This window comes from Undibacterium sp. RuTC16W (assembly GCF_049339445.1).
Classification (GTDB): Bacteria; Pseudomonadota; Gammaproteobacteria; order Burkholderiales; family Burkholderiaceae_D; genus Undibacterium.
Window position 1 is genome coordinate 322,656 of sequence record NZ_JBMPPE010000001.1, and the last position, 14,677, is coordinate 337,332.

Below are 14,677 nucleotides of genomic sequence, written 5' to 3' on the forward strand. Positions count from 1 at the left end.
TTGGGTCTTAGTTTTTGCTTAAGTCCCCTAAAGAGGACTTAAGAGGACTTATTGAGACTAATCTTGCAGTGCTACTTTATAAATCGTATTGCGTGGCCGCGCCAGAATACGTCCGAGCATCGGTTCAAACTCGCTGACCGGCAGCGTCTCGGCATTCGCATCAAACGCCGGATTGTCATACAGCTCGCAAAACTCGGCAGTCCGGTCAAAATGCGCATGGCCGCGAAATTGCTCGCGCATATCCCTGTCCATGCCGATGTGATGAAAGAAGTAATGACCCTGAAAAATCCCATGATGCTGCACCATCCACAGGTTCTCCTCAGAGACAAAAGGCTTGAGAATCGCCGCAGCAATATCCGGATGATTGAAGGACCCCAGCGTATCGCCGATATCGTGCAGCAAGGCGCAGACCACATATTCATCATCTCGTCCGTCGCGCCAGGCACGGGTAGCGGTTTGCAATGAATGGGTATACCGGTCGATCGGAAAGCCGCCGTAATCGCCTTGCAGGATTTGCAGATGCCGTATGACGCGATCGGGCAGCGTTTTAGAAAACTGCATGAACTCGGCACCGATAACTTGCCAGTCCTGCTGCGTGCTGTCCTGCATGCGGACAAAATTTGCGTGATTTGCCATGTGTCTCACTCCGTGGATAAGGATAGTTTTTTTGAACCGTATCGGTTTCATATTGTGCCTACACCTTACAGCCACGTTACACTAACAACTGTCAAATTTTTTACAATTCAGTTTTTCTTACCGGTAGCACCGCCAATGAAATCCCATCTCGATCTGATGAGCGACCTGTCTGCGCATCCCTGGTTTGGCTCTCTGCCTCTGCGGGACAGAAAAGTCATGCTCAATGCTGCCGAGTTATTACGGCTGCGTCCGGGCGAAATGCTGTTCAGGCAGGGCGATGCGCCGGGTGGCTTTTATGCCTTACTGAGCGGTACCTTAAAGATGTCTACCCTGAGCGAAGATGGCAAAGAGGCGATCCTGGTCGTGCTGGAAAGCGGCACCTGGTTTGGCGAAATCTCGCTGATCGATCATCAGCCGCGCACCCATGATGCGACAGCGCTGGGGCAGGCCGAACTACTGGTCTTGCCCAGTAATGTGTTTCAGACACTGATGCAAAGAACCGCTTTTTCACAAGCGATTGCACGGATGCTGGCAGGCCGGATACGCTTGCTGTATGGGATCGTCGAGGATGCAACCTTGCGCTCAACCCGCGGCCGGATTGCTCGTCGCCTGCTGCTGCTCGCGCACGGCGACGCCTCGCTATCCAGCAACGCCCGGCCACGTGTGCCCGTCTCGCAAGAGGCGCTGGCCATGATGCTAGGAATTACGCGCCAGACTTTATCCAAGGAACTAAAATTATTGGTGCAACAAGGCGTGATCAGCCTGGGCTATCGCTCCATTGAGATCGTGTCCCCCGATGACCTGGCTCGGCAAAGCGGTATGGCTTAAAGGCACGACTTGAGGATGTAACGACTCATAGCAGGACTTACCTAAAAACCAAGACCTCTCACCACAGAGACACTGAGACACAGAGAAAGGCAAGAGTAGAGAAGTAGCAGGGGTAAGCTGTTCTGGAGTATTGATTAAAGAGTTTTTAAAGTTCCTCCAAAACGAATCCGCAAGCGGGGTGCGCCTGTTGGCACGAAAACCCTCCGCAAGCCGCATCCAGCCTGCAGATCCTATGTCAGGAACCTCTAAAACCCTTTATTCGATATGTCGTGGAACCGCTTACTCCTGCTACTCCGGCTTTTCTCTGTGTCTCAGTGTCTCTGTGGTGAGAGGTCTTGGTTTTTTTGCGCCAGTCATGAATACGCATGACTATGCAGCTCGGCATTCATGCTTTACAGCAATTTGCACATGGATCAGGAGGCAACACCGGCTGTTCATCAACCGTTGCGCCGGTTCACTAGCAACAAATTTCCTCTTCCCAACGGTAAATTTTCAGGTATTGTTAAGTTATTCCAGCGAATTTTCAGTGATCTCTCAATGATATTTCAATGATATTTCAATGGTATTTCAATGGTATTCCACCGACTTTATCCAGTTCAACCAGTAAGGCCGTGTCCGATGCGCCGCCGTTTACATCTAAAGGTTTTTCTAGCTACTGCCTTGATCGCGGGCATGCTTGCTCATCGCCCTGTCTCTGCCGCCTGTTCGCGAGTCATTCAGGTGCCGGTCTCTGCGGTGGGACAAAGCGTCACCATCGATGGCAATGTGGTCGCCGGCATCTATCCGGACATGTTGCGCGAACTGAAGGATGAATGTGAATTCGCATTTATGGCAGTGCCAAGAGCCCGGCTAGAAAAAATGTTTGAAAACGGTAGCGCCGATTTACTGGTCCCCGCCAGCCGCACTCCGCGACGTGATGACATCGGTATTTTTATTCCCACGGTAGCAATCCGCGCCACGATGATTTCTATTGCGTCTGCGCGTCCGGCTGTCAAAAGCGTGCAAGAACTGCTGGAGCGCCATGATATTAAAGTCGCAGTCGTCCGTGGCTATGACTATGGCACCACCTATCAGGATCTGATTAAAGAATTGGGCAAGCGAGGTCGTCTGACCATGGAGGCGGATCCCGTCTCTATCGCACGCGTGCTAAAAGCGGGTGTCGCCGATGTCACGATCATGGCTCCTACAGTGCTTGTCGGGGCGATCAAAGAAAATAAAAAAATCTCGGACATGCTGGATAAATTACGCTTTGAGCCCATCAACGAAATCCCCTGGGGCCAGAGCGGTATCTATATTTCTAAATCCTCACTCAGCGCCGAAGACTCAGCAACTCTCAAAGACCTGCTGGAGCGCGCCGCAAAATCCGGTTCTGTCTGGAAAGCCTTTCAGCTTTACTATTCACCCGCCGTATTAAAAGAAAGCGCCCGACCGCGCTGACGTCCGGCTCGCATCACAAGCGTCGAGCTTACACAGCCAGCCGCGTCTCAAATTTGCTACGCAAAATAGAAAAAAAACTCCGCACGTTCCGTACATTCGCCTGTCCCGCAAACAAGCGGTGCGCGAGCACATGATAGGCCGCCATATCCGCCACCTGTATCACCAGCACAAAATCCGGGCCCGGCGACACCCGATAACATTGCTGCACCGCTGGCTCTTGCCCCACCCATTTTTCAAACGCGACCAACTGCTCGCTGGCCTGATTGTCCAGCGTGATTTCTACAATCGCGGTCAGTCCGAGTCCGATTTTTTCTGGCGATAAAATCGCGACCTGGCGGGCGATAACCCCCTCGTCAATCAGGCGCTTGACCCTGCGCAGACAAGTCGGTGCCGACGCATGCACCCGCTCTGCCAAGGCCTGATTGCTCAGTGAGGCATCCGACTGCAACTGTTGAAGTATGCGTTTATCCAGCTCATCGAGGAGCGTAGGCGTGTTTTGATCCGACATAATTCACCACAAATAGTTATTTATTGAAATAAAATTTCACGTCGATATTGCATATTCATTTTAATTCAAATTATTCATAATTTTGACAGTTAATTTCATTCGATATGACTTACGATGATAAAAATTCAGAAGATTAGTAATTTTGCAATCATTATCACCAGGACAGCAAAACCTGAACCGCAAAGTGTACGCATCTTCACTTTTATCCACATCGTCATTCAGAGGTCCTTATGTGCGGCATCGTCGGCGCAGTAGCGCAACGCAATATCACTCCTATCTTGCTCGAAGGCTTAAAGCGCCTCGAATACCGCGGCTATGATTCTTGCGGCGTGGCGCTGCATGTCGACGGTCATCTGCAACGCTCACGCAGCACCTCTCGCGTCGCCGAATTGCAGGCACAAGTCGAGCAAACTGGTCTGGCAGGTTTTACCGGTATTGCCCACACCCGCTGGGCAACGCACGGCGCGCCGTCATCGGCCAATGCGCATCCGCATTTTTCACGTGATGGCGACAATGCACGCATTGCACTGGTTCACAACGGCATTATCGAAAACCACGAAGAATTGCGCGCCGAGCTGACTGCGGTCGGTTATATATTTGAGAGCCAGACCGACACCGAAGTCATCGCGCATCTGGTCGATCATTTATATAGCGGCGATTTGTTTGAGACCGTGCAGATCGCTGTCAAACGTCTGACCGGCGCGTTTGCGATTGCCGTATTTTGCCGTGACGAACCGCATCGCGTCGTCGGCGCACGTCAGGGTTCACCACTGATCGTCGGCGTCGGTCAGGGCGAAAATTTCCTCGCCTCCGATGCGATGGCACTGGCAGGCACCACCGATCAGATTATTTATCTGGAAGAAGGCGACGTCGTCGATCTGCAATTGCAACGCGTCTGGATCATCGATGCAGCAGGCAAGCAAGTGCAACGCGAAGTACGCACCGTCCATGCCCACACCGGCGCAGCCGAACTCGGCCCGTATCGCCACTACATGCAAAAAGAAATTTTCGAGCAACCACGCGCACTCGGCGATACGCTCGAAGGCGTGACCGGCATCATGCCGGAATTATTTGGCGACAAAGCCTTTGGCGTTTTCAAACAAATCGATAACGTCCTGATCCTCGCCTGCGGCACCAGCTACTACGCCGGCATGACCGCTAAATACTGGATAGAATCGATCGCCAAAATCCCGGTCAATGTCGAGATCGCCAGCGAATATCGCTACCGCGACAGCGTGCCCAATCCTAACAGCCTGGTCGTCACTATTTCACAAAGTGGCGAAACTGCCGACACACTCGCCGCACTCAAACACGCACGCGAACTAGGCATGCCGCACAGCCTCACCATCTGCAACGTCAGCACCAGCGCCATGGTGCGCGAATGCGCGCTCGCCTACATCACACGCGCCGGTGTCGAAGTCGGCGTCGCCTCCACTAAAGCATTCACGACACAACTGGCCGCACTATTTTTACTCGCGCTGACACTGGCCCAGAGCAAAGGTCGCCTCAGTGAAGAGCAAGAAGCAGAACACATCAAAGCACTGCGCCACCTACCCGTAGCCATCGCCGCAGTCCTCGCACTAGAGCCGCAAATCATCGCCTGGGCAGAAGAATTCGCCCGCAAAGAAAACGCTCTGTTCCTGGGTCGCGGCCTGCACTACCCGATCGCATTAGAAGGCGCACTCAAGCTCAAAGAAATTTCCTACATCCACGCCGAAGCCTACCCCGCAGGCGAACTCAAACACGGCCCGCTCGCGCTCGTCACCAAAGAAATGCCGGTCGTCACCGTCGCCCCCAAAGACGCACTGATCGAAAAACTTAAATCGAACATGCAAGAAGTCCGCGCCCGCGGCGGCGAACTCTACGTCTTCGCCGACGCCGACTCCCGCATCACACCAAGCGAAGGCGTACACGTCATCCGCCTGCCAGAACACTACGGCATGCTGTCACCGATCTTGCACACAGTACCACTGCAATTGCTGGCGTACCACACGGCGCTGGCAAGGGGTACGGATGTTGATAAGCCTCGGAATTTGGCTAAGAGTGTGACGGTGGAGTGAGCGGGGATTTGATTTCTAAAAATGGCACAAGCCCGCTCACATTTATTCGATGCGGGTTGCCTGCCAAATTTGGCGAATTTAAGTTTGAATTATTCATATTGCCGACGCAATGTAAATTGATATGCTGGGCTTTGTAGCTCAGCCTACGATCTGGCCTTTCTTAATTCATTAACTCGATTGCGTATATAAATGTGTTCTTCGTTTTTTTCACGTAACGCCAATCCATAGAAAAACATTGAAAACCAATTATTTTTGGTGCCGTGCTCTTTGTCTGACATTTCAAATCTCTTACACAGCGCTAGTTGTACGTCGGCAGCGTTTACTAAACCGTCATGACCATCAAAAAATATCAAACTCTCGGGGTCTTCTTTCATTTTTTCCCATTTGGCTGACGCCCATTCCAAAATATTCGTCTTACGCACGATTGTATCAATATGAAATTTAACCGCAGAATTAGTCATTTCTTTCAAAGTCAATTCCACAGTTAAGTCTGGTTCCTTGACATCGCCAGAAAACGCGATGTAGGAAAGTCTCGTCGAAAGAATTTCCATGTCGTAATATGGATGCAGAACCCTTTCATCACCATTTCCTTTGAACGCAATACTTTTTTTTCCATTGCAAGAGCAAGCAGGAACCAAGTTATGCGAAAACAAGGCAAATTCTGGATAAATCGCTTTAGGAGCCAAGTGATCAACTTGAGAGCTCCCAAGACTCCCACACATTGGACAAACAGTTGGTGATAATTTTTTTCTAATCTCGCTAATGTATTTAAGAATGACCAATTTCTTTTTGTAATCTTGTCGCATTCCCTCTTTCAAATTTGCATCCATTTCGATGGGCTCATTTAATGCCAAGACGTTTCCGTTAATTTTTTTATAGTGTTTATACTCAGCTTCCACCTCGCTCAATGCATTAGCCAACAGAGGGAAACTGGCTAGATTGTCTTTTTTGGCCAACTCTCTAATGATATCAATGTCATCGTATTCTGGAAGTCCTAAATATTTCATATTTAGCTACCTTTTTTTGTACTTAGTAGCCGCTTAAAATACATTAAAGCTTCTGTTGAGAGTTCTTCAGCAAGCTCTCCTTCCCACGAAGAAGAGAATTCGGATGTTGACCTAATTTTCTCTAAGACTTGTTCACTAAATCGATTTACAAATCCATCTTCAAAAATAAAGTTTGATATCGCTCCTACATCAGCGCCAAATGTTTTAAGTCTAGGTCGATCAACAAAGACATACCCTTCATCGTCAACTGAAATATGATGTACTTGTGTGTTAGGTACCTCTCGAACTAAATATGCCGAGTGCGTCGCAATAATTGCGACAGAATGTGTCACCTCTAAAATACGATTCAACATCACGATAAAATCACTAACTAGATTAGGATGAAGATGAGTCTCAGGCTCATCAATTAAGACTACCGACCCTGGCCCGATGTGTAAACACAATTGGGCGGCCAATCGAAAGAAAGAAAGCTGACCACTACTTAATGGCATTTTTTGAGTATTGACATTTCGCATCAATATTCCGCTTTTATCCAACCTTTTCGCTGCTTCAAGTCGAATTTTTTCCCCTCGCGAATTCAATTCCTTCAAGGTCACGTCACCTACTTCGATATTATTTAATCCGGCAGAATCAATATTTGATGGAGTAACGACAAGCTCATCAAATGGAAGTAGGTTGGATATTGCCCTGTAAAATATATCCCAACGTAACCGTCCGGGTTCAAACTCGGCACGCCTTGATAACTTCTGCAAAACAACTGATAACGGTTCCCTATCTCCACCAGCGCGCTCTCCTGGCAAAGCCGACAAACGAATATAATTCACAAGCTCATTGCCATTTTGAATAGGTGGGAAAGTCGCTTCCGTTTCACCAGGAGTACAAACAGCAATTAAGGTCCGAATGATTGTATTTGTAATTTCCGTCGATGCCGACTTTTCATTGTGGCTCAATATTGATTTGGTTAATTCATGTAAGGTTCTACTTTTCCCAACACCATTTTTGCCAATAATTACAGCAATCCGTTTAGGCAAGAGCCCATCATTGGTAAAAAAGAAATTGAAGTCGTGGCTATTTTTAAATCCAGGCAAGTCAAAAGAAAATTTAAGTTCTGAAGGTGCATAACTCGGTTCTTTCCTGTTCGATACAGAAAAAGATTGGAAGCCGTATGAGTAAGCGATAAAACCTTCAGCGGATCTCAGGAAAGACATATTGAAGGCACCGGAGTTTAGTGCCGAGTCCAGCCAAACAGGGAGCACCTTTTCCCTCTCAACAATAACAAGATCATTCATCGAAAGTAAAATATCTGAAGCTAGCAGTAATCCAAATTCTTCAACCAAGAAATCGTACTTTTCAATGTTCAATTGAAGTGTGAAAAATTGCGGAAAATTATCGACTGCGAGTATTTCCGATGATTGTTGGTTAAAAATATCTTGAACTATCTTATTCTGAGATAGCTCTGCCTCACCTGGAAATGCCAATCTAAATTCATTTGATATCGATTTTTCATTTGTAATAAAAAGGGTATATTCGAATAGGGTCTGGTAACCGAAATCGTTCCAGCTATTATCGACTGGAGAAATCAAGATGGAACCTGGATTCAATCGTGAGTTTGAGTTTTTACTACGAGCAAAGTAAATTTGCGGAGTTCGCGGAAAGTCATGCATTACGAATTTCTTTCATTTCTCAATTTTAAAAAACAGGCTAAACGATAAAAAAACGCTCCAACGCAAAGCGCACTAGTATCTGATTGAAATCAACATTCTCTGATTTAGCTATCGCCAATAACCGGGTGCGAACAGAGGCCGTTAGATCTTTTGTCATTCCATCGCTTCCAGATAGGGACGCATGAGATTGGCGGCGCGACAAATTTTAGCGAAGTGCCATAGCTCGTCACTATTAATTTTCTTTTCGGATCGTGCCTACCGAAGTGCCTCAAGTGCCACATCGAGTCCAATTTTTTTGCGATGTTTAAAGCAGTCGGCGATTGTCTTTGCCACGCTATAGACCCGAAAAGTCACGCGGTCACGCTCAAAAATTTCTATCCCCTCGGAATAGGCTTCACTTGTGAACTGATTCATTTTAATCGGGGGATAGTCGATCTTTGGTGCATGACTACCACGTGGCATCGCAATCCATATTTGGAGCGGCAACTGCGTGGTCAGTTCATGGAATTGTAGTGCACTGAGCAGACAAAATACGGCCTGTGGCACCCTGGTTGCAACAACGAGTAAAGCCTCGTGTTCAGATCCTTGGTTATCAGGCAAATGATACAAACCTCTGCTGACTTTTTCTAATTGGCCGAGAGCAGGCATGCGCGTCAGTACGACACGAGGAACATTAATCTGATCAAGGTCGTTTGGGCGTAGCAGCCCCTTCTGATGCGCCAGAATAAGAACGCGTTGCCGATGACTGTTGGTTTTTTCCATGAATTGATGATGTTCATTTTTTTCGTCGAAATAAAATAAGTGGCGAATAAATGGAACAAATTAATGCAACTAATTGGCGGACTTGGTTCTTGAAACCGCAAAGTATATTGGCTTGATGGCAAGCTGAAAACGATTGCTGTGAGCTACTTTCAAGCAAACGAAGTGTGATGGGACCAACATCAGATCCCATTACCCGATCAGCTTGGAGTGAGCATCAAAATTTGCATTCCCACGGAAGCTTATCCTAAGGCACTAATCACTAAAAAAATGTCTCAAGTCATGGTCGCGCCAAAAGATGCGCATATTGCCAGCGTCACCTCTAATTCAATCCCTTGGCAAACGAAAGGATATCAAACAGAGAATCGGTAACTCCTTGATACCTCCCGAGTATCTTTCAAATAATTAATTCCAAAACGCGTCTTCAGCAGATTGATCTTCAGAAAAAAGCCAAACTTGAGCGATTTTCCCATCGATAACCTCAAACAAATCGCTACCATTCATATCAACTGTTTTAGCACCATTTTTAGCACTGAAACGAACAGGGCAAGAGACAAAATTTCCATTAACCATCATTGCTCCCGCTGGATTAATGACTAATGTCCCTTGTGTCATTTCCATCATGCTGCCAAGTATTTTGCCAATAGCATCGAGTCCGCTTTTTGTTCCAGAAAACTTGTTATCTCCGGGTTGGTGCCATTTTGCATCCGTGCTGAAATGCGAAAATGCGGCAGGGATGTCACCTTTTGAAAGGGCGATTGAATAAGCCACAACTACATCTTTTGCTGTCATTTTAGTTTTTCCTTTATGTTTAATTTATTTGGTCGTGCGTATAGTTAACAAGCTTAATGTCCAATTAAAACATCGGATTGTTATTTCCCCGAACATCAGGCATTGGCATCATGGCATCCCAGTGTTCAGCTAACTTTTCATTCTCTATGCGGTAAATATCGATAAAGCGCCATTCCTTTCCCGCCATTTCATAACGAGAATGAAGGATGACGATATCGTCCTCTGCCACAACGTGCTTAAAGACACTTTTTTGTTTTGGCACACCTTGCGAGATAAGCATTCGTACAAGTGCTTTTACGCCTTCTGGGCCATCCGCTATTGTTGGATTATGTTGTATGAAGTCTTTACTCATATACTCATCTACACCAGTGATATCTAAATCACCAAAAATTCTTTGGTAAGCTGCAGCGGCTGTTTGTTTGTTTGCTTCTGCTTGAGTCATATTATTTTTTGCCTAAATTAAGTGAAAGAACATTGATTTAATCTGTGCTAATCGTTCCTACGGATTACCTAAAGAAGGCTCCGTCGATTTCACTGCTGTTTTCTGTATCATCGTTTCCTTTCAAAAAAATTTATATATGGTTATTATTGGACATCTTAAGGTGATTTAAACGGTAATTTTGCGACAAAAAATGATACTTTTAGGACATTCCGCCCCGCCCACAGGACAATCAAAGCGACATAGTCCGCGTCAAGAAGCATGAAAGTGAACATGGATATTCAGCGACTGGGTTATCGGCCGCAAGCGCCCTACCAACTCGACCTGGAAGTCTTTTCTATGACGGACCTTAGACATCGGGGCAAAGAACAATTACGAATAACCCATAGGTACGAGTTCCACACTTTGGTGTGCGTCACACAGGGTAAATGCACCCAGATGGTCGACTTCAAGTCAATATCCTGTGAGACGGGGTCGCTGCTGGTGTTGCGAGCAGGACAGGCCCACAACTACGGACAGGACGAAGATTGGGACGGCTGGAACCTGCTGTTTCGTCCTGAATTCGTCTTACCCACTTCGACGACTTCGCACGATCTCAAGCTCGCGCTCGACTTAGAGAGACTTCCTGAACATATGATCCTAAGTAGCCAAGAGCAGCGGAAGGTCACGGACTTGCTTCAGCAAATGCGAGAGGACACGCTGATCGATGCACCGCAGGAAGATGTGCACACATTGATGCGCCATCAACTCCATACGCTCTTGACGCGGCTGAGTATTCTGCAAGGCAGACGGCAAGCACAGGAGCCAACGGCGTCTCCCGCATCGCAGCGTTTCAAGCGGTTCCAGCAACTTGTTGAGGAACGCTTCGCACAGTGGCATCAATTGGCTGACTATGCCAATCAACTCGGTTACACCGAGAAGACCCTGGCGCGCGCAATAACGGCATCAATGGGCATGACGGCAAAAGCCTTTATCTCAGCACGAATAGTTCTGGAAGCAAAGCGGCTTTTAGTACACACAGATTTTTCCCTAGTGACCATCGCAGAAAAGCTGGGTTTCGACGAACCTACCAACTTCAGCAAGTTCTTCAAGCGCGAGGCTGAATGCACACCGATGGAATTCCGCCGTCGACAAAAGCTTTCTATAGCGATGTCCGGGCTAAAGCAAGGCAGTAACCCGCACTCAATACGTCAATAGCCGCAGGCGTATTGCATCGTATGACATTGTTCACAGACGACAGACGGCACATTTGTGATTATTAAGTAAACAAGTTTTAAGATTTTTTAAAACAGTACTGCCCGTTCACGCACTATCCATGCGGGTTTGCCGCCACTCTGGCCTGTAAGGCGCGTGGATATTACGCGGTTGCGGTATTTATTTTTGATTTTTTATTTGCAACGGACTCGATATGAGCAATTTGAATTACTCATGTTGCTGACTCAATGTGAATTGAAATGCTGAGCTTTGTAGCACAACCTACAAGCTAATTTGTTTGGCATACAACGCGTAATCTGAGCTCTGGCGATAGGTCACTTTCAACCAGGCGACGACACCCAAGTAACAACAATTCCAGTTTCACCAAAACGCCGTCTTGTGTAATACTCCCCTGACCAAACATCGCGAAAAACGGTCTCTGTATCAGTTTGGCTCTTGAGCCACTCGATCAGGCGACCGCATATACGTCAACCAGCACTTGTGTGAGGTCGGCCAGCGTTTCCCCCGACATTTGTCGGATTTTATTGCGAGCTGTCGTGCTTTTGCCCGACTTGCCCGTATTTACTGGAACGCGCCATGAACCAACCTCTCAGCTTGTCGAAGTCACTAATCCATTCTCACATCATCATTGTCGGTGCCGGTCTGGGCGGCTTACTACTCGCCCGCGTCTTACACGTCAATGGCATCCGGTCGACCATCTATGAAGCAGATGCATCGCCGCATACACGTGCGCAGGGTGGCTTGCTGGATATTCACGACTACAACGGCCAAATCGGGCTAAAGGCCGCAGGTCTTTACGAGCAGTTTCTTGAACTAATACTTCCGAGTGAGGATGCTAAACGGGTGGTCGATAAGTACGGGAATATCTTGCTGGATAAGCCCGGGCTAGGCAGCTCTGCGAAGCCCGAGGTGGACAGAGGCGAGCTTCGCCAGCTTCTCATTGAGTCCTTACCTTTGAATGCCATCCAGTGGGGGCGCAAGCTCGCAAGAACAATGCATGTGGGTGACGGACAGCATCAGTTGCTGTTCGCCGATGGCTCTTCGGTCACCTGTGATCTGCTGGTGGGTGCTGACGGTGCATGGTCAAGAGTGCGTCCGCTTCTTTCTGCAGCAAAGCCGGAGTATGTCGGCACCACGTTTATAGAAACCCGTTTGTTCGATGGCGACACTCGGCATAAAGCGAGCGCGGAGGCAATTGGCACGGGCACGCTGATGGCGGTGGAGCCGGGAAAAGGCATCTTGGCACACCGTTATGCGAACGGGACTTTACACGCCTATATTGCGTTGAACCGGCCAGAGGCGTGGATCAGCACGATTGATTTCAGCAAACCGGTCACGGGGCTACAACGTATCGCAAGCGAATTTGACGATTGGCCGCCTCATTTGACAGCGCTGATTACCGATAGCGAGTCCGAGCCAGTTATCCGGCCGATATGCGCTCTGCCAGTCAAGCACCAATGGGGACGAGTGCCTGGCGTCACATTGTTGGGTGATGCAGCGCATTTGATGTCGCCATTCGCCGGTGAAGGTGCCAACCTTGCCATCTATGACGGCGCTGAACTGGGAAAAGCTCTCTGCGCCTCTCCTGACAACATCGAGGCCGCATTAGAAGAATACGAGCGGGCTTTGTTCACTCGCAGCGAGGCCGCAGCAGATCAAACGTTTCGGAACCATCAGCGCTTCTTTGGCGCAGATGCACCTCAGAGCGTGGTTGAGCTTTTTTCTGGGTATTAGTTAGTTTGAATGGAAATCCGGGACGAACACGATTATGCTTATTTAATACAATTAATCGTTACATAAATTGTTACGATTTTTTGTGTTATTTAATATTTTTACCTATGTATTTAATAAAATAAATCATAGAATAGTCGTTACATGAAAATTTCTAAAACAATCCTGGAAACGCTACGCACCTGGCACCGGCAACAATCCGGAGAGTTATTGACGCGCCTCGGGGTTAGCCGTCCAACTTTGATGCGGGCAATTGCCGGGCTGGATGGTCAGGTGGTCTCACGTGGCCGCGCACGGCGAACCACGTATGCGGCTCGCCGGTCGGTTCGGGGTCAGGTGGCTCCGATACCTTTGTACTACGTTGATGAAGCTGGCCGCACGCACGAGGCCGGGCTGCTTGAGCCTGTTTATCCGGAAGGCTGCGCGATGACTTTTGCGAAGGATTTTCCTTGGCCAATGGATGACGAGATGGTCGATGGTTGGTTTCGCGGATTACCTTATCCCTTGGCGGACATGAGACCGCAAGGATTTTTAGGACGCAACTTCGCACATCAGTTTGCGTCTATCTTGCAGGTAGATGAGGACGTGAAGCGCTGGAGTGAGGATGATGTACTACATGTATTGAGTGTGCTTGGCTGGGATCAGCCAGGTAATTACATTTTAGGCGAGCAGGCTCTGCGCCGTTTCTTAGAGGCGCAACAGCAAGGTAGTCACTTTCTTCGCGATGATGAGATCGAGACGACCTATCCGCTACGTGCTATGCAGGCGCTTAACTTCGGTGTTGCCGGCTCCTCCGCTGCAGGGGAATTTCCTAAATTCACTGAGCACAGGTTGATGGGCGTGCCGACGCATGTCATCGTCAAATTCTCGGGTGCTGATGGCTCACCGCCAGAGCAACGCTGGTCTGATTTGCTCGTGTGCGAGCATCTGGCGCTGACCACGATTGCCGACACGCTACAACTCAGCGCAGCAAAAAGTCGACTCTATCAATTTGGCGACCGTACCTTCTTTGAAGTCGACCGCTTCGACCGTCATGGCGAATTCGGACGCTCAGGGGTGTGTTCATGGCATGAATTGAATTTTGCCTTGTTTGGCGGCACGGGCTCCTGGTCAGATGGTGCAAAGGCGATGCTTGATGCAAGCTACATTTCCGAGGAAACCTCACGACATATTCATCTTTTTGAACATTTTGGGCGCTTGATTGCCAACACCGATATGCATGATGGCAACCTAGCCTTCGTGCCAGGTCTTGGCCTGGCGCCAGCCTATGACATGCTACCTATGTTGTATGCGCCGCAACGGGGAGTTGAGCTGATCGAGCGCAAATTTGCCCCCGCCTTACCGATACCGAGAGAACGCAGTGCCTGGCTGCAAGCGGCAGAGGCTGCCGCGGTGTTCTGGCATCGAGCCGCATGTGATGAACGTATCAGCGAGGAATTCAGGTCTATCTCCCGAGCGAATGCTGCCCAGGTCGAACGCCTGCTTGTGACACAACGGGATTAGCCTACCTCACGCAACTCAGCGCCCAGAGTTGGCAAAGCTTAAAAGTTTGAGTGGAAAATAAAAAAGAACCGAACGAACGATTGTGCCGAGAGTGAGCG

12 protein-coding genes and 1 pseudogene are annotated in these 14,677 nt (G+C 48.5%); 6 read left to right on the forward strand and 7 right to left on the reverse strand.

Annotated elements, in window-relative coordinates; all coding sequences use genetic code 11:
* Nucleotides 1-57: 57 nt before the first annotated feature.
* Entirely contained in the window at nucleotides 58-636 is a 579-nt protein-coding gene (locus ACO0K4_RS01530; protein WP_422954831.1) for an HD domain-containing protein, read from the reverse strand.
* Nucleotides 637-771: 135 nt separating this feature from the next.
* Here ACO0K4_RS01530 and ACO0K4_RS01535 point away from each other — a divergent pair, with 135 nt between their 5' ends.
* Together ACO0K4_RS01535 and ACO0K4_RS01540 are read left to right on the forward strand one after the other, a co-directional pair.
* Nucleotides 772-1,464 (forward strand): Crp/Fnr family transcriptional regulator, encoded by a 693-nt coding sequence (locus tag ACO0K4_RS01535; protein WP_422954832.1) that lies wholly within the window; start codon nucleotides 772-774, stop codon nucleotides 1,462-1,464.
* 618 nt (nucleotides 1,465-2,082) lie between these two features.
* Nucleotides 2,083-2,901 carry a substrate-binding periplasmic protein gene (locus tag ACO0K4_RS01540; protein WP_422954833.1) on the forward strand — a complete coding sequence of 273 codons (819 nt, stop codon included), beginning with the start codon at nucleotides 2,083-2,085 and terminating at the stop codon, nucleotides 2,899-2,901.
* A gap of 28 nt (nucleotides 2,902-2,929) precedes the next feature.
* On the opposite strand, the gene ACO0K4_RS01545 is transcribed toward ACO0K4_RS01540, so the two are convergent.
* A complete protein-coding gene (locus tag ACO0K4_RS01545) occupies nucleotides 2,930-3,409 on the reverse strand; it encodes an Lrp/AsnC family transcriptional regulator (protein WP_422954834.1) in 480 nt (159 codons plus the stop codon).
* Nucleotides 3,410-3,639: 230 nt separating this feature from the next.
* On the opposite strand from ACO0K4_RS01545, the gene glmS reads away from it, so the two are divergent.
* On the forward strand, nucleotides 3,640-5,469 hold the full coding sequence (glmS, locus tag ACO0K4_RS01550; protein WP_422954835.1) for a glutamine--fructose-6-phosphate transaminase (isomerizing): 1,830 nt from the start codon (nucleotides 3,640-3,642) through the stop codon (nucleotides 5,467-5,469).
* Nucleotides 5,470-5,612: 143 nt separating this feature from the next.
* Here the strand turns inward: glmS and ACO0K4_RS01555 are convergent, their stop codons facing one another.
* From ACO0K4_RS01555 to ACO0K4_RS01575, 5 genes and pseudogenes are all read right to left on the reverse strand, one after another.
* On the reverse strand, nucleotides 5,613-6,476 hold the full coding sequence (locus ACO0K4_RS01555) for a hypothetical protein (RefSeq protein ID WP_422954836.1): 864 nt from the start codon (nucleotides 6,474-6,476) through the stop codon (nucleotides 5,613-5,615).
* A 2-nt stretch (nucleotides 6,477-6,478) separates the two neighbouring features.
* On the reverse strand, nucleotides 6,479-8,140 hold the full coding sequence (locus tag ACO0K4_RS01560; RefSeq protein ID WP_422954837.1) for an AAA family ATPase: 1,662 nt from the start codon (nucleotides 8,138-8,140) through the stop codon (nucleotides 6,479-6,481).
* Nucleotides 8,141-8,293: 153 nt separating this feature from the next.
* A pseudogene (locus ACO0K4_RS01565) lies at nucleotides 8,294-8,902 on the reverse strand (type IV toxin-antitoxin system AbiEi family antitoxin domain-containing protein).
* Between the two features lie 402 nt (nucleotides 8,903-9,304).
* Nucleotides 9,305-9,691: a nuclear transport factor 2 family protein gene (locus ACO0K4_RS01570; RefSeq protein ID WP_422954838.1), complete on the reverse strand. Its 387-nt coding sequence runs from the start codon at nucleotides 9,689-9,691 to the stop codon at nucleotides 9,305-9,307.
* Nucleotides 9,692-9,755: 64 nt separating this feature from the next.
* Entirely contained in the window at nucleotides 9,756-10,133 is a 378-nt protein-coding gene (locus ACO0K4_RS01575) for a nuclear transport factor 2 family protein (RefSeq protein ID WP_422954839.1), read from the reverse strand.
* 270 nt (nucleotides 10,134-10,403) lie between these two features.
* Here ACO0K4_RS01575 and ACO0K4_RS01580 point away from each other — a divergent pair, with 270 nt between their 5' ends.
* The 3 genes from ACO0K4_RS01580 to yjjJ all read left to right on the forward strand — a co-directional run bounded on the left by ACO0K4_RS01580 (nucleotide 10,404) and on the right by yjjJ (nucleotide 14,579).
* Nucleotides 10,404-11,327 (forward strand): AraC family transcriptional regulator, encoded by a 924-nt coding sequence (locus ACO0K4_RS01580; RefSeq protein WP_422954840.1) that lies wholly within the window; start codon nucleotides 10,404-10,406, stop codon nucleotides 11,325-11,327.
* Nucleotides 11,328-11,921: 594 nt separating this feature from the next.
* On the forward strand, nucleotides 11,922-13,079 hold the full coding sequence (locus ACO0K4_RS01585; RefSeq protein ID WP_422954841.1) for an FAD-dependent oxidoreductase: 1,158 nt from the start codon (nucleotides 11,922-11,924) through the stop codon (nucleotides 13,077-13,079).
* 141 nt (nucleotides 13,080-13,220) lie between these two features.
* Nucleotides 13,221-14,579, forward strand: coding sequence for a type II toxin-antitoxin system HipA family toxin YjjJ (gene yjjJ, locus ACO0K4_RS01590; RefSeq protein ID WP_422954842.1), 1,359 nt, complete (start codon nucleotides 13,221-13,223; stop codon nucleotides 14,577-14,579).
* Nucleotides 14,580-14,677: the final 98 nt, after the last annotated feature.